The following is a 26,895-nucleotide window of genomic DNA, read 5'->3' as shown; positions in this document are numbered from 1 at the left end:
ATATTCAAAGCAATAATAAATTTTCGCATAACATTTTTCTGAAGGAGAAGCCGGTTACCGAATTATTGGCCGCTTCACGACAGCCTGTGCCGATCTCCGCCAAAAGACCACCCAATGTATAGCAAGCTCCCTCCCTGAGGAATGCTCAACGACATATCTAAAGATTCTTATAGTCTAAGATCTTCCTGCATTGACCTTATTAAGTCTTGGAAAGCTGTCTCTCTCATTTTTTTCGTGGGCGGCATTTGTAGCTGCAATAGCTTGGCAAAATCTAGATACTTCTGACGAGCCAAATAATTGGCATCGGGCCTTCTAAAGCGCAAACTCTTTCGAGCTTTCTATTGTATAGCTCATGGCTGCGTTATGAAGTGCATTTAAGCATCTGAAATACGTTTCCCGCTTTTATTGATAAGCCGATCTTGTCAATCGTCACGCCGAGCATTGAAGTGATCCTCAGTCGATTTGATTATCACAGCAATGCCCTGTCCCTAAGAACTATTCCCAATAGATATTCTATTTGAACTTGATGCATCAATAACCCAGCTTTGGAAAACACCTCAACAACATATTCTGCAGCAGAAAAACTATTACAGGAACTTTGAATTTTCAGAAAAGTATGGCGGGCCGCGACCGATAGTGATGATCACTACGCTTACGCTATAGCCCTACAAAATGACGCCTGAAAGTGGTTTGAGCGTAAGCGCTGTTCCGGCGGCACCTTTCGCGCGTGGTCGTGAGCGACGATGTTCGGAGCCTTTGAGGGCTTCGACACATGACGATTTCAGAGTTTACGCTTAAATCCAGCGATCCTGAGCCCGCGCGGCGGTTCGAGGTTTTCACGGGTTCCGGCCGGAGGCGCGAATGGTTGCCGGAGGAGAAGGCTCGGATCGTGGCGGAAAGCTACGATGCCGGCGAGACCGTGAGCGCAGTGGCCCGGCGATATGCATTGTCCCCGCAGCAGTTGTTCGCCTGGCGTCGGGCCGCGCGTCAGCCATTGGCGGGAGCGCCGGCACCGGAGCCATTGTTTGTTCCGGCGGTGATTGCGGCGCCGGAGCCTGAACCGTCGGGGAAGCGCGCGAGATCGACGCGGAAGCGGAAGGCCGCGCCAGACGCCGGCGTGATCGAGCTGGAGATCGACGGCGTTGCGATGCGGGTCGGCCGTGGCGCCGACGCCAGGACGGTTGCGACGGTGATCCGTGCGTTGAAGGCAACGTCGTGATCGGGCCGACTGGCGCCGTCAAGGTCATGGTGGCGACAAAGCCGGTGGACTTCCGCAAAGGCGCGGAGGGGCTGGCCGCGCTGGTGCGCGAGACGATGGGCGCCGATCCGTTCAGCGGTGCGGTCTATGTCTTCCGTGCCAAGCGCACGGACCGGATCAAGCTGATCTTCTGGGACGGCACCGGCGTCTGCCTCTATGCGAAGCGGCTGGAGGATGGCGAGTTCCGCTGGCCGAAGGTGCAGGACGGGATCATGCGGCTGACCGCCGCGCAGCTGTCGGCGCTGCTCGAAGGTCTCGACTGGCGACGGGTCCATGAAGCCCGCCCGACGCGCGTTCCGGCGCAGGCGGGTTGATCCGCGACCAAGTGAATCAGCCCGGATTCCACGGTCGCCCGGTGCCGGCGAATATGGTCTGATCCGCTCATGGCGATGACGGCGGACCAGCTTCCCGACGATCCGGATGCGCTGAAGGCGATGGTCCTGGCGCGCGACGTCGAGAATGCGCGGCTGATCCAGATCATCAGGGAACTGCAGCGTCACCGCTTCGGCCGGCGCGCCGAGACGCTGCCGGAAGACCAGTTGCTGCTGGGCCTCGAAGAGGCCGAGCAGATCGAGGCCGCCGGCGAGGAAGAGGCCGAACGTGTCGACCCGCGCGAACGCAATGAGCGCGCCACAAAGCGGCGAGCCAACCGTGGCGCGCTGCCGGCGCATCTGCCTCGCATCGAAACGATCGTCGACATCGACAATCACGTCTGTCCGTGCTGTCGCAATGGCCTGCACCGGATCGGCGAGGATGTGAGCGAGCGGCTCGACATCGTTCCGGCGCAGCTGCGCGTGATCGTGGTGCGCCGGCCCAAATACGCCTGCCGCGCCTGCGACGATGTGGTCGTTCAGGCTCCGGCTCCCGGCCGGCTGATCGAAGGCGGCCTGCCGACCGATGCGACCGTCGCCCAGGTGCTGGTCTCCAAATACGCCGATCACCTGCCGCTCTATCGCCAGGCGCAGATCTACGCCCGGCAGGGCATCAATCTCGACCGCTCGACGCTCGCCGACTGGGTCGGCCGCGCCGCCTGGCACCTGCGTCCGGTGCACGAGCGACTGCTGGCGAAGTTGAAGGCTTCGCCAAAACTGTTCGCCGACGAGACGACGGCGCCGGTGCTCGATCCCGGCCGTGGCAAGACCAGGACCGGGCAACTCTGGGCCTATGCCCGCGATGATCGGCCGTGGCAAGGAGCCGACCCGCCGGGCGTCGCCTATGTCTATGCGCCGGACCGAAAGGCCGAACGTCCGATCACTCATCTGGCGGGCTTTACTGGCATCCTGCAGGTCGACGGCTATGGTGGCTATCGCGTGCTCGCCGACAAGAGCGGTGCCACGCTCGCCTTCTGCTGGGCACATGTGCGCCGCCGCTTCTACGAACTTGCCGCAGCCGGTCCCGCGCCGATCGCCAGCGAGGCGCTCCGGCGGATCGCGGAGCTCTACAGAATCGAAGATGACATTCGTGGACGATCGGCGGAGCAGCGTCGTGCCGTGCGCCAGGAAAAGAGCCTCCCGATCGTCGCCGATCTCGTACCCTGGCTGCGCGAGAAGCTCGAGCTGATCAGCCAGAAGACAAAGCTCGCCGAGGCGATCCGCTACACGCTCTCGCGCCGGGATGGCCTCTCGCGCTTCCTCGACGACGGTCGCATCGAGATCGACAGCAACACCGTCGAACGCTCGATCCGCCCGATCGCGCTGAACCGCAAGAATGCACTCTTCGCTGGATCGGATGGCGGCGCCGAGCACTGGGCCGTCGTCGCTTCGCTGATCGAAACCTGCAAGCTCAACGGCGTCGAGCCGCTCGGCTACCTCGCCGACGTGCTCACCAGGATCGTCAACGGCCACCCCAACAGCCAGATCGACGATCTCCTCCCCTGGGCCTACATTCAGGCTCCCGAGTTCAGGGCCGTGGCCTGACAACAGCGCTTACGAATAAGAACCGTACCGAGGGTTAGCAATCGATCAGGCGGACGGTTGAGGTCGCTAGAGAATCGTAGTCATCGCCCGGATAGTCCGGTTGACTATAGTAGCTCACGCAGCGTTCCGTTTCGGCAGCCTCGTCGGAAAGGCAGACCTGGTATCCATCCTCGTCAAGATAGAGACTCACGCATACCTCTCCCCGACCGCCATCCGGCGTGATGCAAAAAAATTCCAACGGCTCTTCCTCGAATTCGCTGCCGTCCATTCCGGCAAGTGCCAGTTCAAACGGACCAGCACCAGCCAGAAACAACGTCAATAAAAGCAGCGTCCATCGCACGCGGTGAGACGACATGGGCAGTCTCCTTTACCAACGGAAATGCCCTGCGCCGCTTCGCGTGCCGCCATTCGGACCGACGGCGCGATAGCCGCCGACACAACCATAGGGACCGCATCTACGGGCGCCCTGGACACTACCCCCATTGGGGCCGATGATTGTGCCAGCGCCAGCACAGCCGCGGGGACCGCATCCACGGGCTCCGGAGGCGGTGCCGCCATAGGGGCCTGTTACCGTGCCGGAGCAGCCGTTTGGTCCGCAGCTGCGAGCCGCCTGGCCGTAATAGGCGGGGCCGCGATAGTACCAGGGATAGCTGGCGTAGTGGTTGTCCCAATAGGCCTTGTTGAAGGCAACAACGGCGACCCCGACACTTGCGGCAACGGCCGGCGACAGGACGACCGGGGCACCATTGTAGACCACCTGAACATAGCGTGCCGACACCCAGCCCCGGTAGCTGCCGAAACCGATATCGCACCAGGTGTAGCCCGGCAGACAGCCATGGGTGACGATGCGTGCGCCGACCGGAACGACGACAACGACAGGATATCCCGTCGAGGGTCCGGCCCTTAGATTGACGTTGCCGGTGGCAACTGCAACGGTCGCCGCCGCAGCCATGGATGCCATGGCAAATACCATGACGATCGCGATGCATAATCTCTTGATCATATCCCTATCCCTTATGATGGACCGCGACTGCGGTGCAGCGCGACAATTATGGAGTCCGGTCGGCGGCGATTACGATGGCCGGTAGACGGCAGCGCCGAGTGGTAGATTTTGGCTATCATGAGTCTGGGTCGGAGGCAACGGCCAGCGACAATTACGGGCTGTTTTAGTTGTCGCTGACGATCATGGTTTTGGGGTGGATGCGGTCACGAGGGCGGCACGGGTAATTGACGCTGGCGACAATTACCCTGGCTTTTGCGTTGCCGCATGCCTGCTGCTCGCGAGAGCGAAGTCAGCGACAATTACGATGGCCGGTCGTCGGTGTGGTCGAGCGGGTAATTGTCGCTCGGCGTGACCTGCGGCTCGGCAATGTCCTGCCTGGGTTCTCTGCGGGCGATGGCGGAACGTTTGCGGTAGCTCTCGCCGTTCATCTCGATGATGGTGGAATGGTGTACGAGGCGGTCGATAGCGGCGACCGTCATCGCGGGGTCTGGAAAAACGTTATCCCAAGCGGAAAAAGGCTGATTGGCGGTGATGGCGATCGAGTGACGCTCGTAGCGATGGGCGATGAGCTCGAACAGGGCGCTGGTCTCGACCTGGTCCTTTCGCACGTAGGACAGGTCATCGAGCACGATGAGATCGTATTTGTCGAGCTTGTCGAGCATGGATGGCAGGCTGAGATCGCGCCGTGCGGCCTGGAGCTTCTGGACCATATCGGTGGTGGAGCAGAACAGGACCCGGCACCCGGCATCGATGAGGGCATGGCCGATGGCTGAGACGGCGTGCGTCTTACCAGTGCCGGACTGCCCGAACACGAGCAGGTTGCCGCCACTGGCGATCCAGTCCTGGCCGCTTGCGAGCGAGAGCAGATGTGGCTTGCGGATGCCAGGTGCGGCATCGAAGTCGAAGGTGGCGAAGGTCTTGCCCGCCGGCAGGCCGGACTGGTCGCGATGACGCTGGATGCGCCGGGACGTGCGTTCTGCCATCTCGATCTCAAGCAGCGAAGCGAGAAGGTTGGCCGCGGGCCAGCCATCGCGATCGGCGGTGTCGGTCAGCCGTTTCCAGTTGCGGTTGATGCTTGGCAGGCGCAACGCCTTGAGCAGTGTGGGCAGCACGGCAGCGGCCTGATCTTTGGTCCGGGTCATCAGTGAACCTCCACGCTGGCGAGCAGGCTGTTGTAGGCGCACAAATCCGGTGGCGGGATGGTAACATCGCGTTGCGTCCTGGTGGTCGGCAGGAACTCGTCCTTCAACGCGGTAACATCGGGGAGTTGGCCGGCATCGAGTGCGGCGTCGATCCGCCGGGCCAGTGCATCGATGCAGTTGCCCCTGGCGGCGATGTCGAGCAGGGCGACGGCGTCGCGACAGGCCTGCCGTGCGTCGAGTTGGGCATCGAAAGCTTGCCATGCCCGCCGATAGGCGTGGTTGGGGAACAGGGCGTCACGGTAAACCAGATGCCGCAAAGCGCCGGGTTTACGCCGCAGGTTTGCGACCACATGTCGGAAATCGATGTGGTGAGCGCGGGCCGGAAACTTCACCCGCACCCTGGGCGTGGTCATCACCCTGTCCGGCCCGAGGAAGAGCTCGATGCGGTCGTCGTAGAGATGAGCATGGAGACGCTGGCCGACGAGTCTGGAGGGAACCGAATAGAGGACCCGCTCGATGCTGACGGTGCCATTGCGGGTGACATCGACGCTGAGCATGGCGAAATCCGTTGTCCGGCGCGCGGGTAATGATCGCAGCACACGTCGCTCCTGATCGATGAGCGCCGCGCGGCGCCGGTTCTGCTTGGCGACCTCAGCCTCGACGAACTCACGCCAGGCCTCGATGCTGATGAAATCGCGGCTGCCTCGGCGGCGCAAAGCCTGGTCGAGCCGGCGCTTGAGGTGAGCATGGGGACCTTCGATCGAGCCATTCTCGTGGGCTACGCCGCGGTTGTTGCGGGTGGCGAGCATGCCGTAATGGGCGCACAAGTCTTCGTAGCTGCGGGTGAAATCGCGTTGGGCGTCGACGTCGAGGTTCTTGTAGGCAGCCGAGAGTGAATCGCTGCGGTGTTCCGCCGGCACGCCGCCCAGCTTCCACAGGGCATCCTGCAGATGTTCAGACAGAGCGGCGAAACTCTCACCTCCGAGCACGACCGCAGCGTGTTCCCAGCCACTACAGGCCAGACGGAAATGATAGAGACGATGGTCGAAGGGGTCACCGGCAATGGTGACCCGGAGACCGTCGCATACGGTGAAGTCTGAAAGACCCTGCCGGCCGATCTCATGGTGTTGCGGGAAGAAAATCTCCTTCTCGGCTCCGTTCAGGGCTCGCCAACGGGCGATCCGGCGTTCGAGGGTGCGCCTTACCTTGTCGGGGACGGCTTCTTCGCCAAACTCGTCCTGGAGCGTCTCGAAGATGGTGACGGCGATAATGCCCTCGATCTGCAGCAACTCTTCCACGCGCGGCCAGAACTGTTCGAGAGGGTCGGCACGGGTGCGCCAGTGGCGCCTACGCTTCTTCTGGGAGGGTAAGCGAAGATCCTTCTCGATCCTGCGCGCGCTGCGCTCGCTGATACCGGCCTTGGCGGCCGCGACGGCCTGAGTGTGATTGCGACGTTCAACCATGAAAAGAAACACCTGTTGATCAGAAATGTGGGAACCCGGCATCGCACCTCATCGCCCTTATGCTTGATGAGTGTTCCGATACCACCGCTCGCCGCAGCCCTGACCCATACCCCGAAAAAGGAAGGGGAAAAGATCGCCATCGGTTGTCTGACCCGCTCTCCGGTCGGGGCTACGCCCCTTCCTACGATCGGGCCAGACAACCGATCCTACCGGCCATCATAGTTGTCGCTAAACCGGCCACCGTAATCGTCGCCGCGCAGACTGCGGAGCCTTCCAACCGCGAGGCTAGGCCCCGAACATCGCTCGCCCATCTCGCGGACGTAGAAATTTGTAGCTTTTTGTTGCATGGCCGGACTCAGAGAACCTGCAGGCGGTCCGGCCCCGCTCGTTCGCCGACGACGCGACCATCGGTCAGCTCGATCGTCCGGTCAAAGAGATCGAGCGACCGGGGATCATGTGTCACAACCACGATCCCGGCTCCCCTCGTGTCGGCAATCTGACGGAAGAGTTCGATCACCTGACGCCCGCGAACACCGTCGAGCGCTGCGGTCGGCTCGTCCGCCAGGATGAGGGTGGGATCGTTGGCGAGAGCGCGGGCAATCGCCACGCGTTGCTGTTCGCCGCCGGAAAGCCGCGATGGGCGATTGCCGATGCGATGTCCGAGACCGAGCCCTGCCAGCAGCCGCTCGGCGTGGCGGCGGGCATCGCGGGCAGGCACGTCATCGATTTCCATTGCCAGCGCCACATTTTCCGAAGCCGTCAGGAAGGGAATGAGGTTGGCCTTTTGAAACACGAAACCGATATTACGTCGTCGGAAGTCGCGCAGCCTGTCGAGCTCTTCTCCTGCCTTCGAAACGAGGGCGCCGCGAATTCTCACCTCGCCTTCGGTTGGCGGCTCCAGCAGGCCGGCGATCAGAAGCAGCGTGCTTTTTCCCGATCCGCTCGGTCCGAGGATCGCAACCAGCTCGCCGGCATTGATATCCAGCGAGACCCCGTCGAGCGCCTTGACGATGCTGTCGCCGCTGCGGTAATGCCGGGTGGCATCGCGCACCGACAGGATCGGCTCGGCCGTCACGACAGCACCTCCTGCGCCCTGACTTTCAGCGCCCTCCAGATCCCGAGCAGGCTCGCAAAGGCGCAAACGGCTCCTACGGCGAGCGCAAGACCCGCGAAATCCCATGGATCGATGACAACCCTTCGCGGAAAGAACGGGAAAACCAGTTTCGACATCGCCAATCCGAGAACAAGCGCACCAGCGCCGATCAGGAAGGACTGCTGGGCGATCATCGCGACGATGACGCTGTTTCGCGCACCGATGAGCTTCAGCATGGCGATCTGATGAAGCTTTTCCATCGTCAGCATATAGATGATGAGGGAGATGACGATCGCCATCACCACCAGCAGGACGCCGGTAAAAGCCAGAATCTGCAGTCTGAGGCGCCAGAGGCGCTGGTTCAGCAAAAGGTCCCGCTGGTCCGCACGCGACAGGATGTTGGCATCGCCCCATGCAAGGACATCGGCTCGGACCCGATCCTCGTTCGCCCCCTTGTCGAGGCTGACGAGAACGGCGGCGATCTTGCTGTCCTGCGGCACGGAACTTTCGGAGGCATCCGCAGCTCCCGTCCTGCCCGCCGCGTTGCGCGCCAGCAAGACCTCTTCGCTGGTGCGCCGCTTTGCGATCGCCATCGCGTCGTTGACGGTAACGAACATCAGTCCATCGCCGCTGGCGTCGACCATGCCGCGCGTCAGACCGACGATCAGGTAGTCATCCTGACCCAGGCGCACCCGGTCCTCCAGCGAGAGCCCGATACTTTCGTCGGCGATCGCCTCGAAGTGCCCGGCAGTCAGATACCGTCCTCGCTGCAGCTCAACCCACTCTCCTCGATCCTTTGGAAAATCGAGGCCGGTGATGGAGGCGCGCAAATCACGTCCTTCGAAGCTGAATTGCTGACTGATCTGAACAAAGCGCCGGACCACAGATACGCCGGCGATACCCTCGACGCGCCGGTCCATGTTTGCTGAAACGGCAGAGCTTTCGGAGAAGGGCCCGGCCCGGCCCCCTTGGACCACCCAGAGATCCGCGCCGATCTTATCCACCACGAGAAGCGCATCTCCGACGATACCCCGGTAAAGACCGACCATTCCGGTCGAGGCCATGATCAGGAAGCCGACGCCTGCCGTCGTGAGCAGAAAGCGCAGGAAATTGTATTTGACGTCCTTGAAGGCAAGATTCATCGCCTTGTTCCACCTTCGGCTATCTTCATGCCGTAATAGGCATCGCGCGGCTCGCTCAGAATGACATCGTCCGGTTGAAGTCCATGCACGACCTCCACGAACGGCCCGCCGGTGTCTCCGAGCGTCACCACGATCCAGTAGGCCCGACCGCTCTCGATGATCCAGACGCCCGATTTTCCCTGTCGCCTTTCGATCGCGCCGACCGGCACGGCAAGGACACCTTTCCTGGTGCCGACTTCGATCGTCGTCATCGCACGCTGACCCAAGGCCCAGTTTGGCGGCAGTGTTCCAGGGTGCATATCGACGGAAAATTCGCGCGTTTCGGTGTCGACTTGCCGGCTGACGCGCAGCACGGTCGCCGTCACCGAATGTCCCTTGCCGGCGCCGTTGAACCGGATGACGGCCTTTTGGTCTGGCGAAAGGCGGTAAATCGCGCTCTCGTCGAAGCGCGCCGACAGGATGACCGAAGCCGGATCAACGAGCCGGACAATCTCGGCGCCGGGTGTGATCGTGTCGCCGACATAGTGATCGCGTGAGACGACAACGCCGTCGAAGGGTGCGCGAATGGTTCCTTCAGCGAGTTTAACCCCCTGGGCCTCCGCAGTCGCGGCGGCCGAGGTTTCCTGAGCCTTGGCCTGCTCTATCGCCGCCCGTGACCGCTTGAGATCGGCTTCGGCCTGCCGGAGCGTGGCCACCGCGGTATCATAGGATTCCTGGCTTGCGATGGTTTTTTCGAGTAGCCTTTTCTTGCGATCGAAATTCTGCTGGGCATTGGCGAGTACCGCTTCGGCGTGCTCACGGTCGGCGTTGGCCAGATCGACGGCCTTGCGGGCGGCGTCGACCGAGGCCAGCGATGCGCCAAGCTCACTCTTCAGATCGTCGGTGACGATCTCGGCAATGACATCCCCCTGGCTGACCTGGTCGTTGCGATCGACCCGCATCGTCGCGATCACCCCCTGCAGTCGGGAGCTGACCGCGCTTATGCGCGTCGCGTCCAGCGTGCCGGGGCCGGTCAATTCGATAGTCAGGTCGACAGGTTTCACGGTGAATTGGTCGACGGCGTGCGAGACCAGATAGCGGTTGCCCAGCCATACGACGCAAAGGACCGCGAGCGCCATGGTGACGGCGCTAACACGTCTGAACCGCCCGCCGGGGCGCGAGGGCGGCCGGGAACCGATGACCTTGGCATCATTGGAAGCGAAACCGTCCGGCGGGGCGCCGGCATTTCTGCCGGCGTCCTTGTCCTTGGCCGTTCGCTTCTGCCGAGCGCGCGCATCTTCAACCGTCTGATCCATGAGCCGTCACTTCGGAAGAGCCTCAGCGAGCGCGGCCTGGCAGCTCGGCGTGAGGTTCGCCCGATTTGCCTGAAGGCAAGCGGCAATCCGGCCGCCACCCGGCTGAATGCCCTGGCAATACTGCTTGAGATCAGCCTTGCAAGCCTGGACGACTTTCCTCGCCAGCGCCTGCATTTCGGGGGTCATCTGGCTTTGAGCCATAGCGGCTGCGGGCGCTGCGCAAGCAGCGGCGAGCAGCGCAATGCTCAGCCAACGGGTCGGGGTCAGGCGATTGATGGCACTCATAATATTTCCTTCCATTGATCTGTCTGTTGGGGAGCATCAGCCTTCGCTCGCCCGGTTGTGGGCGATTTAGGTTTGGCTGCCGACGCCTTTTTGCGCGTGACGGGGCCGAAGAGAACGGCGATTTTTTGCTTGAGCGTGGAAGCTGCGCGCACATCTCGTATCATTGCGCTCCATTCGGAAAACGCGATGCGCAGCGGATGATGCGATGCCGAGCCGCCACGCAGACCGTAGGTCAGCGGCTTGCCGTCCGGCGCTTCGGCAAAGGTGCCGAACAGCCGGTCGAAGACGATCAGTATGCCGCCGAAGTTCCTGTCGAGGTACTCGGCGTCCGAAGCATGGTGCACCCGATGATGGGAAGGCGTGTTGAATATCCATTCGAACGAGCCGAAGCCGGGTGAGAGCTCGGTATGAAGGAAGAACTGATAGGCAAGGTTTGCCGCGAGCGTCGCGACGATGGCGAACGGATGAAAGCCAAGAAAGGCCAGCGGCAATACAAAGGGACGAAGGACTGCATGGCCGAGCCTCGATATCGCGCGAGATGATCATGAAATTGCAAGCCGGCGGCTTCCTGGGGTTCGGCGTGCCGCCGGCTCGTCACGGTGCGGACTGGCTATGGTCGACTACCAGTTGACGCTCCCCTGACGGGTGACGGTATTGCCGTTCGGGCCTGTCGTGGCCGCCGATCCGCTGCAGGAGCCACCCTCCTGGCAGGTTACCGTTCGTGACCGGGAATAGGTCTGGCCGTCCGGACCGCTTCGGGTCACATCGCGCGAGCAGGAGCCGCCCGAGCAGCCGCCGCTTGCGTGCATCGAGGCTGTGCCGTTGGCGCCGCTCACCGAACGATCGCGGCTCCACGCATTTGCGTCAGCGGCTGCCGTCAATGCAAATGTGCCGGCCAGAACCGCGGCGGTGATGGTCTTCATCATGATCTTGTCCTCTCTGTCATCAGACTTTGCAGGAATGAGACTTTGCAGGAATGCCGAAAGCCGGGTGCATTCGACATACGGACAAGATTCGACGCTTTCGGTATCACGCCGATAAACAGCCTGTGTCGAGATGTTCGGTTTTGTTGCTGACGTGTAGAGAATTGTAGCAGCGGCCTCCGCATTCTTGATCGCACTCTGGTTTCGGTTCATTTTCCGGCCATGGAAGACTTGGTACGCACAATCCTCGTCGTGGACGATGATCCGGAGATAAGGCGACTCGTCGCAGCCTTGCTGTCACGCGAAGGCTTCGACGTCCGAACCGCCGAAAACGGCCTGGAACTGGACGATGTTCTGCGCAGGGTTCGGCCGGATCTGATCATCCTCGACCTGATGCTGCCGGGAGAGGACGGGCTTTCGATCTGTCGTCGCATGCGCTCCGAGGGCGCTTTTCCCATACTGATGCTGACCGCCAAGAACGACGAAATGGATCGGGTGGTGGGACTGGAGGTCGGTGCCGACGACTATGTTTCGAAACCGTTCGGACCGCGCGAACTCCTTGCGCGCGTGCGCGCCCTTCTTCGCCGCAGCCAGTCCCAGCCTCTCCAGGCCGCGAGCCGGCGGTACGGTTTCGATCGCTTCATCATCGATCTCGATGCTCGCCAATTGACTGACGAGGACGGCGAACCGGCAACACTGACGAGCGCGGAATTCGACCTTCTGACGTGCTTCGTGCTGCGCCCTCGCCGCGTTCTCTCTCGCGATCAGATTCTCGACTGGACGCATGGCCGCAATGCCGATCCGCTCGACCGGACGGTCGACATCCTGGTGTCGCGGCTGCGCAAGAAACTGGAGAGTCTCAGCCCCGGCAACACCCTGATCAGTACGGTCCGCAACGGCGGCTATCTGCTGACGGTGCCGGTGCGGCAGGTACTATGATGTTCCGTCTTGGGCTGTCCGCTCGGATCCTCGGCGTAGGCGTAACGTTCCTTTTGACCGCCTGGATCGCGCTCGTGGCGTTTTACTACTGGTCGAACGGCCTCAGTCGCATCTCCACCTATCCCCCCACCACCCAGATTCTCATGGTGGCAGATGTATTGTCGGAGGCCGGACCGCAAGCGCGCAGAAAACTTGCTGCGGCGATCGGTTCGTCCGTCCTGACCGTGGAGATCGATCCGCCCGGCGTGACGGCGCCGGAACCGGTCACGCGCGAGCATATGGAAGATCTGCCGGAGTTTGCCGGCTACCGCGATGCGCTGGGAGAGAGGCTTGTTTCGATCAGTAGACTTGGCGCTGCCGAATCCGGTGCCAGGCGGCCGCGTTTGTTGGCAGGAGCGATAGACCCCATCGAGTTCCGGGTGCGGCTGAACGATGGCGCCATCGCGCGGCTGCAAACAAAGACGCCGTTTATCGTCACACTGTTCGGTCTTCCGGCCGGCATGGGTGCCGGCTTGGTGGGAACGCTTTTCGCGCTGGCTGCCTTCATTCTTCTTCACCGGGAAATACGACCGTTGACCCAGCTTGCAGCCGCGGTGGACAGGATGGATCCCTCCGTGGAGCCGGTGCAGTTGACCAAAATCCCTTTCCGGACGCCGGAAACCGTTGCTCTCGTGAAGGCATTCGAGCGGCTGCAGAACCGGCTTCAGTCCATAATCAGCAGCCGGTTCGCGCTCATCAGCGGCGTTCAACATGACGTGCGATCTTTTGCGACGCGTCTGCGGCTGAAAATCGACCACATCTGCGATCCGACAGAGCGGGAGAAGGCGATCCGCGATATCGCCGATATGGTTGACCTTCTCGACAACGCTCTGCTGACCGCCCGGGCCGGCGTCGGCGCACTCGATGAAGAGCTTCTGGATCTCGTCGCCCTTGTCGAGCAGGAGACCGCCGATCTGAAGGCATCGGGCTGGAATGTGGCCCTGAAATCCCCGCCACAATATCGAGAGATACTCGTTATAGTCGATCGCCTCGCAGTCAGGCGAATCCTCGCGAACCTCGTCGACAACGCCATGAAGCATGGGCAGATCGCAAATGTTACGCTAAAGGAGCGCGACAACACAGCGGTCATCCTGGTCGAAGACAATGGTCCGGGCATTGCTGAAGGCGAAATCGATCTTCTTTTGGAACCGTTTGTTCGCGCGAAGCCCTCGCGTGCCCGCAAAACCGGTGGGGCCGGGCTTGGCCTTGCTGTGGTTAGAAACCTTGTAGAAGCCCAAGGCGGGACGATAGTTCTAGGCAACCGTCCCGAAGGCGGAGCCCGTGTAGAAATCCGCTTCCCACTATTCGAATCTCAAAAGGCATAGCCTTGGGTCAACGACTCTTATCACATCTGCGCCCGAGACGACGCCAATCGCCTTCAATCGCAAGGGCGCTGATCCGGGACAACGCGGAAGATCGCGATCGCATCTTCAACCATCTCTTCAGTCGGACCTTACGCGAGGTATGCGAAACTCCGACTTCCTGATCCACATCAATTTTGCGCGGCAAGCCGCGCGATAGCGGGCGGCGCTGCGATATGTGGGGTCTCCGCACCGCCCGCTATCGCTCACGCCCTGTCGTGCTGGTCGCAACCGAAGTGAGATTCATGCCGTCACGTTCCGCCTCGAACGCCTCTTTCCCCTTTCCGGCCCACAGCGCCCGCGCCCGTTCGCTGTCCTCGCTCTGCAACTTGTCCGCCATCCAGATCATCGCGCCGTAGATCATGGCGCGATCGTCGCCGGTCAGGTCCACGATCCCGGCTTTGACGACGAGACCACCCAGCTCAATCAGATGCCGCGTGCGCTTGCGGCGCTCGACCTGCCAGCTTCGCATGTCATGCCGCGCCCGTGCCGCCTGATGGCGGTTGCGCGCCGCCCGATTGCGCCGGAGCGCCGCCGTTGTCGCGCTCAGATGCCGGAGCAGATCGCCGCGATCGGCCCTGAAAAAACGCGGCCCCGCGCTTCGCCCACGCCTCCCTCTTTCCGGCTTCCTTGGTTTCGGCCAGCACGATCAGCGCGCCCGCCAGTTCCTCGGCGCTGAGGGCGTCGGCGCCAGTCGAGATGACCAGCTCGCCAAGCTGTTGCACTTTGCGGGCTTTCAGGTCTCGCGCCTTGTCTTCCAGCGACTTCAGTTCCGCATCGAAGTCCCGTGGCTTGCGCATCGCCATCTCCATAAGCTGTTGCTGGAGCGATGATAGTTGAGCGTCTGCCGCAATGCTGTAAGGTTGCCGAGACAAGCTGAAACGGCGCGGGATGTCCCGAGAAATTCATTTCGAGGGCGCGCTTATACGTCGTTCCGACGTGCGCTCAGAGGTGTAGATGATTTGATCGCGATGGCGATCTATCATCTTCACGTCAAGGTCATTGGCCGTAAGGCCGGAAGCAGCGCGGTGGCCTCCGCCGCCTACCGCTCGGCCTCGCGAATGCGCGACGAGCGCATCGACCGCGTGCAGGATTTTTCCAACAAACGCGGCGTCGTCCATTCCGAGGTGCTATTGCCGGACGGTGCGCCCGAAGTCTGGTCCGACCGCGAACGCCTCTGGAACGATGTGGAGGCATTCGAGGTGCGCAAGGATGCGCAGCTTGCGCGCGAGGTCGAATTCGCCATTCCGCGCGAGATGAGCGAGGAACAAGGGATTTCCCTTGCCCGCGACTTCGCACAGTCGGAATTCGTCGATCAGGGCATGATCGCCGATCTGAATGTGCATTGGGATTTTGCCGAGGACGGCAACCCCAAGCCCCATGCCCATGTGATGCTCACCATGCGCAGCGTGGATGAAAACGGTTTCGGCCAGAAGGTGCGCGACTGGAACCGGACGGAGATGGTCGAGCGCTGGCGGGAACGCTGGGCCGATCATGTCAACGAGCGGCTTGCCGAACTCGACATTGACGCGCGCATCGATCACCGCAGCCTAGAAGCACAGGGCATCGGCCTTGAGCCGCAAAGCCAGATTGGCGCACCGGCGCAGCGCATCGAGGGCGAAGGCGTTGAAGCCGCCGACCGCACGGACATGCACCGCGAGATTGCCCGCAACAATGGCGAGCGGATCATTGCCGATCCTTCCATTGCACTGGACGCGATCACGCAGCAGCAATCAACCTTCACGCGGCGCGACATGGCGAAGTTCGCCCATCGCCACAGCGACGGGTTGGACCAGTTCAACGAGGTCATGGGCGCGATGGGAAACGCCCCTGACCTGATCGAACTCGGCAAGGATTCTCGTGGCGAGGATCGGTTCACCACGCGCGACATGATCGAGGCCGAACAGCGCCTGCACCGCGCGGCGGAAATGATGGCCGAGAAGCAGTTGCACGAAGTCAGCGACCGGGACCGCGAAGCCGCATTGGTCCGCGCCGAACAGCGCGGCCTTGTCCTGTCCGGCGAGCAGGCCGACGCGCTGGCGCATGTCACGGACGGGCGCGACCTTGGTATTGTCGTCGGCTACGCCGGAACGGGAAAGAGCGCCATGCTCGGTGTGGCGCGCGAGGCATGGGAGGCGGCAGGCTACGAGGTGCGCGGCGTGGCCCTGTCGGGTATCGCCGCCGAGAATCTGGAAAGCGGTTCTGGCATTGCGTCCCGCACCATCGCCAGCATGGAACACGGCTGGAAAAACGGTCGCGACATGCTGACTTCGCGCGACGTGCTGGTGATCGACGAGGCGGGCATGGTCGGCACGCGGCAGATGGAGCGCGTCCTGTCCTATGCGGCCGAAGCCGGGGCCAAGGTGGTGCTGGTCGGCGATCCGCAGCAGTTGCAATCCATTGAGGCAGGCGCGGCATTCCGGTCGATCCATGAGCGCCACGGCGGCGCGGAAATCGGCGAGGTGCGCCGCCAGCGCGAGGATTGGCAGCGCGACGCCACCCGCGATCTGGCGAGCGACAGGACCGGCAAAGCGATCAACGCTTATGATAGTCACGACATGGTGCATTCCGCTGAAACCCGCGAACAGGCACGCGGCGATCTGATCGACCGCTGGGACCGCGACCGGCAGGCTAACCCCGACGCAAGCCGCATCATCCTCACCCACACCAATGCCGAGGTGCGAGAACTCAACGAGGCCGCCCGTGACCGGATGCGGGAGGCTGGCGATCTGGGCGAGGATGTGCGCGTCAAGGTCGAGCGCGGAGACAGAAATTTCGCCAGTGGCGAGCGCGTGATGTTCCTGCAAAACGAACGCGGGCTTGGCGTGAAGAATGGCACGCTCGGCACAATCGAACAAGTCAGCACCCAGAGCATGACGGTTCGCACCGATGACGGGCGCAACGTCTCGTTCGAATTGAAGGACTATGACCGGATCGACCACGGCTATGCCGCGACCATCCACAAGGCGCAGGGCATGACCGTGGACCGGACGCATGTGCTGGCAACGCCCGGCATGGACGCCCACGGCAGCTATGTCGCCCTGTCTCGGCACCGTGACGGCATGGACCTGCATTATGGCCGCGACGACTTCGCCAGTCAGGACAAGCTCATCAGCACCCTGTCGCGCGACCGGGCCAAGGACATGGCGTCGGACTACGAGCGCGCCGACCCGGCCCAAAGCTTTGCCGAGCGGCGCGGCATCACTTTCCGCGAGCGGATGGAGCGGGTTGTCAAGATCGTCAAGCGGGTTCCCGAAAAGGTGCGCGGCATGTTTGATGGCCTGCACCTGGCCGCAGACGGTGCAGCCGTTTCGGACGCGGTTAGGCAGCCGGAAAGGAAGGATGAGGAAGACCCGGAAGCCGCCTTGCGCCGCGCCCGCAGGCAGGCGCTTGTCCGCCATGCCCGCGCCTCCGATGCGATCCTTGACGCCAAGCAACAGGGTCTCACGCCTTCCGACGAGCAGCGGCGTGAGTTGGGCGCGGCACGGCGGGCCTTCGAGGAAGTCCGCCCGCACGGCTGGCAGGATGCGGAGGCGGCTTACAGCAAGGACAACAGCCTTGCCCGCGAGGCGGGCGGCGGCAGGATCGACCGCGCCATCCGCGCCCTCCAGCTCGAAACAGAAATCCGCACCGATCCGGCCCGTGATCCGAACTGGCGCGCGGATCGTTTCGTGGAGCGCTTTCAGGAACTCGGGCAGGCGGGCGAACACAGATATGCGGCTGGCGACTATTCCGGCCACAGAGCCGCGCGGGCGGAGATGGGCAACATGGCGATGAGCCTCGAACGCGATCCGCAGATGGAATCCCTGCTCGAAGGCCGCAAGAAGCAACTCGGCATCAGCATGGATTTCGACTCAGGCATGAGGCTTGGTCGGCAACTCGCCCTCAGTCACGGTCTCGGCAGGGGCCGGGGCATCGGTTTGTAGATCGTAGAACCTACCTTTTTGCCGCCCTTTGTACGCCGCAGCACTACGACGGCTAAATACTTCTTGCACAACGACAAATCGTTGCTCTGTCTGGTCTCTGTAATCGCCAGAAACAGCCAGCAGGAGGCAGCGCAGCCATGCGTCAACCAGACCGCATCATCCGCTTCAACACCGTCCGCGCCCGCACCGGCCTGTCGCGGTCCACCATCTACCGCAAGATCGCAGAGGGCACGTTCCCGGCCCAACTCAAGATCAGCACCAACGGCGCGGGATGGCGGGAATCCGACATCAACCGATGGATTGCCGATCCCGCCGGGTGGCGGCAGCGTCCGCGCAACGAGTTCGACTTCCTCGATGACTATTGATCGCAGGAACGACGACAAGCCCGAGACAGCATCCCGTTCCCGGCACGCCGAACGCCCGCCCACGGCATCGGAACAGCTTGAGGAACTGCTGGGCTATCCGTGGCCGTTCCCCGGCAGGCCGCCCAAACACGACCTCAGCACATGGACAGTCACCGACGACTGGCCCGACCCCGTTCCGGTTACGGAGGCCGAAATCGAGGTGTTCGAGCGATGGTTCGGCGACCTGTTCGATGAACTGTTCGGCCCCGACATTGCCTTGCCTGACGCCGGGACCGAAATCGACCTTGAAAACGGTACTAGAAAATGATACTGGATGCTCCATGAAAAAGCGTCACAGAGCCACGCTGGAACTGATCTTCGCCCGCCCGGTCAACGGTTCGATCCGCTGGGCCGACATAGAGGCGCTGTTTTTAAGCCTCGGGGCGGAAGTCAGTGAGCGGGAAGGTTCGCGCGTCGGCGTGTTCCTGTTCGGCGAAGTGCGCGTCTTTCATCGCCCGCATCCGTCACCGGATACGGACAAAGGTGCGGTTGCCAGCATCCGTAAATGGCTGGACGAACACGGAGTAAAGCCATGAACAATGTCGTTGAAATCAATGGCGAGAAGGCGGTTATCGCTTTCGATCCCGAGATTCAGATGCTGCGCGGCGAGTTTGTCGGCCTCAATGGCGGGGCCGACTTCTATGCCGAAAGCGTCCACGATCTGATCGAGGAAGGCCGCAAGTCGCTGGCCGTCTATCTTGAAATGTGCCGGGAAAAGGGGATTGAGCCGCGCCGGAAGTTCTCCGGCAAGTTCAATGTCCGCCTCACGCCTGACGACCATGCCGCCGCAGTCATTGCCGCCGCAGCATCGGGCAAGAGCCTGAATGAATGGATCGTCGGGACGATCCGGGAGGCCGCTGAGTAGCGGCCTCGTTCGTTCGACCGGGTTTGAAAGGGGACTGATTATGACCGCTTCTTCCGTGCCGCTACGCGCCGCCCTCTATCTGCGTGTTTCGACGGCGCGGCAGGCCGAGCATGACGTGTCGATTCCCGACCAGAAGCGGCAGGGTGAAGCCTATTGCGAGTCACGCGGGCTGCAACTGGTCGAAACCTTCATCGAACCCGGCGCATCGGCCACCAACGACCGCCGCCCCGAGTTTCAGCGCATGATCGAGGCCGGAACGTCGAAGCCCGCGCCATTTGATGTTGTTGTAGTCCACTCGTTCAGCCGGTTCTTCCGCGATCACTTCGAGCTTGAGTTCCATGTCCGCAAGCTGGCGAAGAATGGCGTCAAGCTGGTTTCGATAACACAGGAAATGGGGGATGACCCCATGCACGTCATGATGCGGCAGATCATGGCGCTGTTCGATGAATACCAGTCCAAGGAGAACGCCAAGCACGTCATGCGAGCCTTGAAGGAGAATGCCCGGCAAGGCTTCTGGAACGGCTCGCTTCCTCCTATCGGCTATCGCACCGTCGCCGCCGAGCAGCGCGGAGCCAAGGTCAAGAAGAAGCTGGAAATCGACCCGCTCCACGCCGACACGGTGCGCCTGATCTATCGCCTCGCGCTGGAAGGCGACGGCACGACCGGCCAAATGGGCGTCAAGAATATCGTTTCTTACCTCAACAGCCGACGCATCTTTACCCGCGACGGCGGGCGTTGGGGCATCGGTCAGGTTCACCGCATCCTCACCCGCCGCACCTATATGGGCGAGCATGAGTTCAACAAGCGTAGCAAGACCAAGGAATTGAAGCCGACGAGCGAGATCGTCACCGTCCCTGTTCCGCCGATCATCGACAAAGAGACGTTCGACGCGGTTCAGAAACTGCTCAAGGCGCGCAATCCCAAGGTCATGCCAGCCCGCGTCATCAGCGGCCCGACCATGCTGACCGGCCTGATCCATTGCGCCAAGTGCGGCGGGGCCATGACCATCCGCACCGGCAAGGGCGGGCGCTATCGCTACTATGCTTGTTCGATGAAGGCGCGGCAGGGGCCGACCGCGTGCAGCGGCATGGCCGTGCCGATGGACAAGCTGGACGATCTGGTCGCCGACCACCTTGAGGGCCAGCTTCTCCAACCCGAGCGGCTGGAAACCGTCCTTGCCGCCGCGCTGGACCGCAGGGAAGAACACGCCGAGCGCCGCCGCGAGCATATCGCCGAGTTGAACAAGCGCTCAGCCGAATCGGAATTGCGCCTCAAGCGGCTTTACGACGCCATCGAGGCGGGCATTGCCGATCTGGACGACCCGGCGCTGAAAGACCGCATCGAGGGACTCAAGGCCATCCGCGATCAGGCCAAGGCGGACGCAGAGCGTGCGCAGGCGATGCTCCAGAACACAGGACAGAAGGCGGTGACGCCGCAGATGCTGCGGAAGTTCGCCGCAACCGCCCGCGACCGTATCCGGCTGGAAAGTGGCGGCTATCGCCGCGACCACCTGCGCGCGCTTGCACAGCGTGTCGAGGTCGCGGAGGGCGAGGTTCGCATCATGGGATCGAAGTCCCGGCTGCTACAGACGCTTGTGGCGGGAAGTGGTGTAAACTCAGTGCCCACTCAGGGACTGAAGTGGCGGAGGGGGTGGGATTCGAACCCACGGTACGGTCTCCCGCACGCCGGTTTTCAAGACCGGTGCCTTAAACCACTCGGCCACCCCTCCTTGCAGGCAAATCAGCCCGAAGCGCACTATGATGGCGAATGAAGGCTACATACATTCACTCCCTGCGCTTCGTCAATCACTTTGACGTAAATTATTGTGCTTGTTTGCAAATAATTGTTGAGAGCCCTCACCTTTCTGTACCATCATGCTATCTCAACTATGTTTTGAAGGTGCTCCCTTTAATGATGTGCCCTGAACGGCACCAAAGTGCAGGAAATCCTATGAGCCTTGAATCCGTAAAAGCATTCTTCGCCGAGAAAGCCCCAGATGTGCAGGTTATTGAACTGGAAACCAGTACTGCCACTGTTATCGAGGCTGCCAATGCTCATAATGTGGAGCCAGCACAGATCGCGAAGACGCTTTCTCTCAAACTCGGCGATGATGTGATCCTGCTTGTTGCCCGCGGCGATGCGCGTCTCGATAATCGCAAATTCAAAGATCAGTTTCAGAACAAGCCACGTATGCTGGATTTTGATTCTGTTTTGGAGGCAACCGGCCATCCTGTCGGCGGTGTCTGTCCGTTTGGTGTTGCCGGTCATCTGAAAATCTATTGCGATATTTCGCTGCGAGCTTTTGATGAAGTGCTGCCTGCGGCCGGTGCCGTTAATAGCGCTGTGCGTATTAATCCGCATCGTTTGGCTGAACTGACCAATGCCATCTGGGTTGACGTCTGCCAATAAGATACTGATTAATTTTGATTTTATTATCAGGTGAGAACCGTCAGGATGATTGTTTTTATCCTGATATGACAGATTTTTAGCCTTCCCTCGATAAAGGGGCTGTGCAAAATCACTAAAACATGATTAATTTTAGTAACTTTTATTGCAAATCAGGACTTCATATTTATTCAGAATAGTTCTAAACTGCACTCGTGTTTTTAGCAGTGCTTCGTCGCACTGCGGGAAAGGACCTGAAATGCGTCTTACCAGACAGACTAATTATGCTATTCGGATGCTGATGTATTGTGCGGCAAATGAAGGTAATCTCAGCCGTATTGCTGAAATCGCCAAGGCCTATACGGTCTCAGAATTGTTTTTGTTCAAAATTCTGCAGCCGCTTGTCGAAAATAACATTGTGACCACCGTGCGCGGGCGTAATGGCGGCGTAAAGCTTGCCCGTCCGGCTGCGGAAATCTCTCTGTTTGACGTTGTACGCGTCACAGAAGATAATTTTGCTATGGCAGAATGCTTCGACAGTGACAGCGAATGCCCGCTGATCGACAGCTGCGCATTGAATTCCGCACTGCGTGAAGCGCTCAATGCTTTCTTCGCTGTACTTGGAAAATACAGCATTCAGGATCTGATTGATGCACGTCCGAATGTACGTATGCTGCTCGGTATTGACGAGCTGGCGCCTCGCGCTGTTGCAGCCGCTCATTAATCCCAACTTTCTATTGAAAAAGCCCTGAAACATCTGTTTCAGGGCTTTTTTCATTTCCGCTCAGAAGACTGAATGCGGCAAGATAAATGGTTGTCCTGCCAGTGGCGCAACACCAACCTGCAGCGGACATTCATAAACCCGCAGCAGACGTTCATTTGTAAAAGTCTCTGTGATTGTGCCGCTGGCATCAATGCCGCCATTATGCACCATAACAACATGATCCGCATAAAGCGCTGTCAGGTTGAGATCGTGCAGGATGGTGATGACACCGCCGCCTTTTGCAGCAAAATTGCGTGCAATATCCATAACGATAATCTGATGGCGGATATCCAGACTGGAAACAGGCTCATCCAGCAACAGGTAGCGCGGCTTGCCATCTAGTACCGGCTTCCAGACCTGACAGAGCACACGGGCTAATTGCGCGCGCTGTTGCTCGCCACCGGAAAGCTCCTGATAATAACGGCCTCCGAAGCCGCTAAGATCAACAAGTTCAAGCGCCTGATCAGGCAAATGCTTTTCCTGCTCAGGTGTTAAACCGGAGCGGCCACCAGTCAGGCCGAGATTAACGATCTCACGCACAGTAAACGGAAAAGACAGCGCACTGGCTTGCGGCAAGACAGCTCTGCGTTCAGCCATCTGCCATGGTTTGTAGTTGTTAAAAGCCGCATTATCGAGCAGTGCCTGCCCCGTATAAGGCAGATCACCGGAGAGTGCGCGGATTAGCGTAGTCTTACCGGAGCCGTTTGGCCCGACAATCGCGGTCACCTCGCCCGCTTTGGCGCGGATATTGACATTTTGCAGAATGGTTTTGCCGCCGAGCTGAACGGCCAGATTTTTTGTTTCAATCATAATTATAAATCCAGCAAGCCACGGCGGCGCAGCAAAATCCAGAGGAAGAACGGTGCGCCGACAAATGCGGTGACAATACCAATCGGGATCTCTGCCGGTGCAACCACAGTACGGCTCACGGCATCAGCCAGCAGCAACATGCTGGCACCTAACAGCGCAGAGGCAGGCAAAAGATAACGATGATCCGGGCCGATAGAAAGGCGCAACAAATGCGGTACGACAATCCCGACAAAACCGATACCACCACTGACGGCGACAGAGGCACCGGTTGCCGCAGCAACAAGCACAATCGCCGTATTCTTAATTCGCTGAATAGGTAGTCCCAGATGATTGGCTGTCGCCTCGCCCAATGCCAGTGCATTGAGGCCGCGCGCCAAAAATGGTGCTGCAACCAATGTCAGAGCAATAATAGGACCGGCAGTCAGAATTTTGATCCATGTGGCACCAGCCAGCGAGCCCATACCCCAGAAAGTCAGATCACGCAATTGGCGGTCATCAGCGATATAAACCAATACACCACTGAAAGCGCCGGTCATTGCCCCAAGCGCAATACCGGCCAAAAGCATTGTTGCGATTGATGTGCGGCCTCTGCGGGTTGCAACACGATAGAGGATCAGCGTAGTGGCAAGGCCACCGAAAAATGCGGCCAGCGGCAGTGTATACATGCCAAGCACACCGAGTACCGGTGCGAGAAATGTTCCGCCCAGCACAATAATCATAATCGCACCGAGGCTAGCACCGGATGAAACACCAACCAGCCCCGGATCGGCCAGCGGATTGCGAAATAAGCCCTGCATCACCGCGCCGGACACGGCCAGAGATGCGCCGATCAGGATGCCCAGTACAATGCGTGGCAAACGGATATCAAAGATAATGATATGATCGCGTTGTGCAGCAATGTCATTCGGATCAACCTGAGAAGAAAACAGCGATTTCAATACCGACCAGCTCGACGCCTGTGAAGCACCTGCTGTCAGACTGAACAGTGCAACAACCACAAGCAATACAGCCAGCATGGCAATCAGGAAACGAGCCTGTCGTGAACGGTCGCCTTGCAGAACGGATGAGCCATCTTTGCTGTCATTTACAACAAGCATCTCTGTTGATCCGTTGCGTTTAGCAAAGTGAGACGCAGGCATATCGCCAACAGTATCAGTCAATGTATTTGCTTTCCGTAGCGCGCCGTCACGCCTCACATTTTTTTGCCAAGCGCAACTTCAATATTCAAAAAGAAGTCACCGGAACATGCCGCTCCGATGACATATCAGCGATATACAGATTTACTGAGCTGCTTTACCGTAGAGGCTCTCAGAGAGTTCACGTACAGCCTCAGCCGAACGCGGACCAAAACCCAGCAGGTAAAGACCATCCATCGTTACAATTGATTTGTTGCGACCTGCCGGTGTGGCTGCCAAGGCGGGATTGCTCAACAGGTCTGAATGATCATCCATCGCTTTATCAACGCCGGTATTCATTAGCAGGATCAAATCCGGTGCAGCTTTATCCAGCGCTTCATCAGTGAGCTGCTTATAGCCCTGAAATTCATCAATCGCATTCAGGCCGCCAGCCATCTTGATCATGCCATCTGCAGCAGTGCCTTGCCCGGAAACCTGAAAACGACCACCCTGACGCGAGAGAATAAACAAAACACGTTTTTTCTCTTTGATTGTGCTCGTCGTGGCTTCAACAGCCTTCAGATCGGCCTCAACTTTTGCAGCCAAGGCAGCGGCTTTCTCTTGCGCGCCAAGCGCTTCACCAACAGCTTTAATTTTATCGATAATGCCTTGCGCAGTGAAAACTTCCGGCACAACGATCATCGGAACGGAAGCGCGTTTCAGCACGTCCATAGTTTCAACCGGTCCGCTGCCTTCAATAACCAGCATTGCCGTCGGCGCAACAGACAACACGCCTTCAGAGGAGAGCTGGCGCATATAACCGATATCCGGAAGTTTGGTTACCGTTTCAGGATAAACACTGGTGCGGTCGCGGGCGATCAACTTGCTGTCTTCACCCAAAGCGTAAATGATTTCGGTTACTGCGCCACCAACAGACACCAGACGCGAGCTGTCTTTGAATGTTTTAAGCTCTTCGGCCTGCGCTACCGCAACAATACCGGATACCGGCGCAAGACTTGCAGTTGCCGCCAACAGTCCACCGGCAAAAGCAGCTGCCAGACGATACGATTTAATACGTGATGAAAGATGGTTGCTACGAGCAATAAACATTCAAATAATCCGAGGCTGTTTCAGCCATCGAAAACCACAGATGACCGTCATTCATGAACTCAATGCCGTCTCAGTCGCAAAGCATTTTATTTTACGACCAGATAAACCGGCGTTTTATAGCATTTCCAGCAAATGTGCGAAGCGGTTTTGCGTCGGATAATGCGTAAATACAAACAGTTACAGCGGTTCCAACGATTCAGTCTTAACTGGAACCGCTGTAAAAGGCGATGCAGAGCGGCCAAAACCGCTCTGCATCATAATCCAACTATTCAGGCAGCTACTGAGCGTGCCAGACGCGGCAGTGCTTCAACCAGTTCACGCCAATCCGTGCGCTCTGCTTCACCTTCATGACGCTCACCAAAGAACTGCGCGATCATTTCGCCCTGTGCATCATAAGCTTCCAAAGACGTTACATGACCGTCTTTGGTTGGCTTGCGAACAGCCCAAACACTGTGAATGTGATCGGTGCGCAAGTGCATGTGGAAGGTCGGATCCATCACGTTGAGCCAAGGGCCCATCATCTTGATCTCTTTAACCGGGCCAGTATGAATCTGAATGCAGCCATTATTACCGACAAAAACCATGATTGGCTGACCGGTTTCAGAAGCTGTATTCATCATGCTTTCAACAGTACCGGCTTCCAGCTCCCAGGCGAATTCTTCACCGGCGAGTTCCACGGCCTGTTTGCGGCTGACTGCGAAATCACGCAGAAGCATAACAAACTGATGTACGTCGGTCAGATTTGTCCAGCGTTCACGGAAACCGTCAACATCAACAGTCGCGATATCTGTTGGCTCAGTCTGTTTAGCAGGACGTGTTTCAACAGTCTGGCTCTGCTCTTCTGAACGCAGCTGAGCAACAAGCGCATCATAGGCAGCCAGATCAGAGTTATCACGCAAATGGATTTTATGAACAGCATCACCGGCGCGGTTAAAGAACTGCAGGGAACGGCGAATATTGCCTTCGTTGTCAGTCTTTTCTACTGCAAAGCCGTAAGCCCATGCTTTCGGAAAAATACGCAAATCAATCTGTTTGCCAAGTACGATAGAAGCATGCGGGCCAACGGAAACCTTTTCATAAGGTCCGATTTTTTCATGCACAACGCTCTCGTTGCGGGTCAGCGCCATGACTTCGCCGAGTGTTTCTGCACCATTCAAAATGGCAGCAATATCAACATTCAGACGGATCGCTGTGGTGCCGACATGCGCAGCAACATAATCAGCCTCAGTGATACCGTTGGCCTGAGCAAAGTCCCGCTCACGGGATTTCGGATTTTCACTGCGCAGGCGAAGAATATCTTGAGGTGCCAGAGTCCGGGAAACAGAGTGCGTTGCAGTCATTATTATACGCCTATACCGACCGCGCCTTTGGGTGCGATCTATTAAGTGCCATCATCAAACCTGACCAGCCCCCATGGCCGTCAAATCAACTTATCAGTGCCTTGCGGCGGCTGTTGCATCTCAGCAACCTTCCTGTTTATTTTCAGGAAGCTTTCTTGACACAAAATATCATATTAATTATTGGAAGCAATAGTGGACATGCGTGGTCATATTAAAAAAATCGTGAGTGTCCATAATGTTGTGTGGAAAACAGAATTAGTCTGATGACCGCATCGACCGGAGTTGAGCCAGCAGAAACCTGATCTGGAACGCGCATAT

At 59.4% G+C, this 26,895-nt stretch carries 29 protein-coding genes, 1 tRNA gene and 1 pseudogene; 13 read left to right on the top strand and 18 right to left on the bottom strand.

Features of this window, described 5'->3' with window-relative positions:
* Positions 1-772: 772 nt before the first annotated feature.
* The 3 genes from tnpA (at position 773) to tnpC (ending at position 3,174) form a co-directional block, all read left to right on the top strand.
* Positions 773-1,219, top strand: coding sequence for an IS66-like element accessory protein TnpA (tnpA, locus tag DFR47_RS04245; protein WP_050746558.1), 447 nt, complete (start codon positions 773-775; stop codon positions 1,217-1,219).
* On the top strand, positions 1,216-1,572 hold the full coding sequence (gene tnpB, locus DFR47_RS04240) for an IS66 family insertion sequence element accessory protein TnpB (RefSeq protein ID WP_113943066.1): 357 nt from the start codon (positions 1,216-1,218) through the stop codon (positions 1,570-1,572). The genes tnpA and tnpB overlap by 4 nt, the downstream gene beginning before the upstream one ends.
* A gap of 69 nt (positions 1,573-1,641) precedes the next feature.
* Entirely contained in the window at positions 1,642-3,174 is a 1,533-nt protein-coding gene (gene tnpC, locus DFR47_RS04235) for an IS66 family transposase (protein WP_050742833.1), read from the top strand.
* A gap of 34 nt (positions 3,175-3,208) precedes the next feature.
* Here the strand turns inward: tnpC and DFR47_RS21710 are convergent, their stop codons facing one another.
* From DFR47_RS21710 to DFR47_RS21980, 10 genes are all read right to left on the bottom strand, one after another.
* Complete coding sequence (locus tag DFR47_RS21710) at positions 3,209-3,529, bottom strand: hypothetical protein (RefSeq protein ID WP_050742834.1); 321 nt, start codon at positions 3,527-3,529, stop codon at positions 3,209-3,211.
* A gap of 12 nt (positions 3,530-3,541) precedes the next feature.
* The gene (locus DFR47_RS04225) at positions 3,542-4,177 is read right to left on the bottom strand and encodes an SH3 domain-containing protein (RefSeq protein WP_078706666.1); all 636 of its coding nucleotides are present in this window, start codon (positions 4,175-4,177) and stop codon (positions 3,542-3,544) included.
* Between the two features lie 299 nt (positions 4,178-4,476).
* The gene (gene istB, locus DFR47_RS04220; protein ID WP_210207252.1) at positions 4,477-5,319 is read right to left on the bottom strand and encodes an IS21-like element helper ATPase IstB; all 843 of its coding nucleotides are present in this window, start codon (positions 5,317-5,319) and stop codon (positions 4,477-4,479) included.
* A complete protein-coding gene (gene istA / locus DFR47_RS04215; RefSeq protein WP_113943065.1) occupies positions 5,319-6,824 on the bottom strand; it encodes an IS21 family transposase in 1,506 nt (501 codons plus the stop codon). The genes istB and istA overlap by 1 nt, the downstream gene beginning before the upstream one ends.
* Before the next feature lie 313 nt (positions 6,825-7,137).
* The gene (locus tag DFR47_RS04210) at positions 7,138-7,857 is read right to left on the bottom strand and encodes an ABC transporter ATP-binding protein (protein WP_050742835.1); all 720 of its coding nucleotides are present in this window, start codon (positions 7,855-7,857) and stop codon (positions 7,138-7,140) included.
* Positions 7,854-9,017, bottom strand: coding sequence for an ABC transporter permease (locus tag DFR47_RS04205; protein ID WP_050742836.1), 1,164 nt, complete (start codon positions 9,015-9,017; stop codon positions 7,854-7,856). Before DFR47_RS04205 ends, DFR47_RS04210 begins: the two co-directional genes overlap by 4 nt.
* Entirely contained in the window at positions 9,014-10,312 is a 1,299-nt protein-coding gene (locus DFR47_RS04200; protein WP_050742837.1) for an efflux RND transporter periplasmic adaptor subunit, read from the bottom strand. Before DFR47_RS04200 ends, DFR47_RS04205 begins: the two co-directional genes overlap by 4 nt.
* A gap of 6 nt (positions 10,313-10,318) precedes the next feature.
* Positions 10,319-10,597, bottom strand: coding sequence for a cysteine rich repeat-containing protein (locus tag DFR47_RS04195; RefSeq protein WP_245290093.1), 279 nt, complete (start codon positions 10,595-10,597; stop codon positions 10,319-10,321).
* Positions 10,594-11,088, bottom strand: a complete 495-nt coding sequence (locus tag DFR47_RS04190; RefSeq protein WP_245290094.1) for a sterol desaturase family protein — start codon at positions 11,086-11,088, stop codon at positions 10,594-10,596. Before DFR47_RS04190 ends, DFR47_RS04195 begins: the two co-directional genes overlap by 4 nt.
* Positions 11,089-11,217: 129 nt before the next feature.
* Positions 11,218-11,733, bottom strand: coding sequence for a hypothetical protein (locus DFR47_RS21980; RefSeq protein ID WP_197283952.1), 516 nt, complete (start codon positions 11,731-11,733; stop codon positions 11,218-11,220).
* Between the two features lie 9 nt (positions 11,734-11,742).
* Between DFR47_RS21980 and DFR47_RS04180 the strand changes: the two genes are divergently transcribed.
* Both DFR47_RS04180 and DFR47_RS04175 read left to right on the top strand, forming a co-directional pair.
* Positions 11,743-12,459 (top strand): response regulator, encoded by a 717-nt coding sequence (locus DFR47_RS04180; protein WP_050742840.1) that lies wholly within the window; start codon positions 11,743-11,745, stop codon positions 12,457-12,459.
* On the top strand, positions 12,456-13,823 hold the full coding sequence (locus tag DFR47_RS04175; protein WP_245416432.1) for a sensor histidine kinase: 1,368 nt from the start codon (positions 12,456-12,458) through the stop codon (positions 13,821-13,823). The genes DFR47_RS04180 and DFR47_RS04175 overlap by 4 nt, the downstream gene beginning before the upstream one ends.
* A gap of 235 nt (positions 13,824-14,058) precedes the next feature.
* Here DFR47_RS04175 and DFR47_RS04170 read toward each other — a convergent pair whose 3' ends face one another.
* Both DFR47_RS04170 and DFR47_RS04165 read right to left on the bottom strand, forming a co-directional pair.
* Positions 14,059-14,331: a conjugal transfer protein TraD gene (locus DFR47_RS04170; RefSeq protein WP_050742841.1), complete on the bottom strand. Its 273-nt coding sequence runs from the start codon at positions 14,329-14,331 to the stop codon at positions 14,059-14,061.
* A 1-nt stretch (position 14,332) separates the two neighbouring features.
* Positions 14,333-14,659 (bottom strand): conjugal transfer protein TraD, encoded by a 327-nt coding sequence (locus tag DFR47_RS04165; protein WP_197283953.1) that lies wholly within the window; start codon positions 14,657-14,659, stop codon positions 14,333-14,335.
* Positions 14,660-14,830: 171 nt separating this feature from the next.
* On the opposite strand from DFR47_RS04165, the gene traA reads away from it, so the two are divergent.
* The 6 genes and pseudogenes from traA to DFR47_RS22325 all read left to right on the top strand — a co-directional run.
* The gene (gene traA / locus DFR47_RS04160; RefSeq protein ID WP_050743145.1) at positions 14,831-17,785 is read left to right on the top strand and encodes a Ti-type conjugative transfer relaxase TraA; all 2,955 of its coding nucleotides are present in this window, start codon (positions 14,831-14,833) and stop codon (positions 17,783-17,785) included.
* A 137-nt stretch (positions 17,786-17,922) separates the two neighbouring features.
* On the top strand, positions 17,923-18,150 hold the full coding sequence (locus DFR47_RS04155) for a helix-turn-helix transcriptional regulator (protein WP_050742843.1): 228 nt from the start codon (positions 17,923-17,925) through the stop codon (positions 18,148-18,150).
* A complete protein-coding gene (locus DFR47_RS04150; protein ID WP_050742844.1) occupies positions 18,140-18,457 on the top strand; it encodes a hypothetical protein in 318 nt (105 codons plus the stop codon). The genes DFR47_RS04155 and DFR47_RS04150 overlap by 11 nt, the downstream gene beginning before the upstream one ends.
* Positions 18,458-18,470: 13 nt before the next feature.
* On the top strand, positions 18,471-18,725 hold the full coding sequence (locus DFR47_RS04145) for a type II toxin-antitoxin system HicA family toxin (protein ID WP_050742845.1): 255 nt from the start codon (positions 18,471-18,473) through the stop codon (positions 18,723-18,725).
* A complete protein-coding gene (locus DFR47_RS22065) occupies positions 18,722-19,054 on the top strand; it encodes a type II toxin-antitoxin system HicB family antitoxin (RefSeq protein WP_012090880.1) in 333 nt (110 codons plus the stop codon). The genes DFR47_RS04145 and DFR47_RS22065 overlap by 4 nt, the downstream gene beginning before the upstream one ends.
* Positions 19,014-20,129, top strand: a pseudogene (locus tag DFR47_RS22325) (recombinase family protein); the annotation flags it as partial. The gene DFR47_RS22065 and the pseudogene DFR47_RS22325, both read left to right, overlap by 41 nt.
* A 174-nt stretch (positions 20,130-20,303) precedes the next feature.
* Here DFR47_RS22325 and DFR47_RS04125 read toward each other — a convergent pair.
* Both DFR47_RS04125 and DFR47_RS04120 read right to left on the bottom strand, forming a co-directional pair.
* Complete coding sequence (locus tag DFR47_RS04125) at positions 20,304-20,564, bottom strand: hypothetical protein (RefSeq protein ID WP_050742847.1); 261 nt, start codon at positions 20,562-20,564, stop codon at positions 20,304-20,306.
* Positions 20,565-20,693: 129 nt separating this feature from the next.
* Positions 20,694-20,783 (bottom strand) — tRNA-Ser (locus tag DFR47_RS04120).
* Between the two features lie 221 nt (positions 20,784-21,004).
* Here DFR47_RS04120 and DFR47_RS04115 point away from each other — a divergent pair.
* A complete protein-coding gene (locus DFR47_RS04115; RefSeq protein WP_113943064.1) occupies positions 21,005-21,463 on the top strand; it encodes a YbaK/EbsC family protein in 459 nt (152 codons plus the stop codon).
* A gap of 235 nt (positions 21,464-21,698) precedes the next feature.
* Entirely contained in the window at positions 21,699-22,163 is a 465-nt protein-coding gene (gene rirA, locus DFR47_RS04110; RefSeq protein ID WP_113943063.1) for an iron-responsive transcriptional regulator RirA, read from the top strand.
* A 60-nt stretch (positions 22,164-22,223) separates the two neighbouring features.
* Here rirA and DFR47_RS04105 read toward each other — a convergent pair whose 3' ends face one another.
* The 4 genes from DFR47_RS04105 to DFR47_RS04090 all read right to left on the bottom strand — a co-directional run bounded on the left by DFR47_RS04105 (position 22,224) and on the right by DFR47_RS04090 (position 26,577).
* Entirely contained in the window at positions 22,224-23,012 is a 789-nt protein-coding gene (locus DFR47_RS04105; protein WP_113943062.1) for a heme ABC transporter ATP-binding protein, read from the bottom strand.
* Positions 23,013-23,014: 2 nt separating this feature from the next.
* Positions 23,015-24,109, bottom strand: a complete 1,095-nt coding sequence (locus DFR47_RS04100) for a FecCD family ABC transporter permease (RefSeq protein WP_210207260.1) — start codon at positions 24,107-24,109, stop codon at positions 23,015-23,017.
* Between the two features lie 183 nt (positions 24,110-24,292).
* Positions 24,293-25,237, bottom strand: a complete 945-nt coding sequence (locus DFR47_RS04095; RefSeq protein WP_113943061.1) for a heme/hemin ABC transporter substrate-binding protein — start codon at positions 25,235-25,237, stop codon at positions 24,293-24,295.
* 269 nt (positions 25,238-25,506) lie between these two features.
* Positions 25,507-26,577, bottom strand: a complete 1,071-nt coding sequence (locus DFR47_RS04090) for a hemin-degrading factor (protein ID WP_113943060.1) — start codon at positions 26,575-26,577, stop codon at positions 25,507-25,509.
* Positions 26,578-26,895: the final 318 nt, after the last annotated feature.

This window comes from Pseudochrobactrum asaccharolyticum (assembly GCF_003314995.1).
GTDB classification, from domain to species: domain Bacteria; phylum Pseudomonadota; class Alphaproteobacteria; order Rhizobiales; family Rhizobiaceae; genus Pseudochrobactrum; species Pseudochrobactrum asaccharolyticum.
The sequence above is the reverse complement of the archived record's forward strand: the minus strand, read 5'-3'. Positions and strand labels throughout refer to the sequence as shown.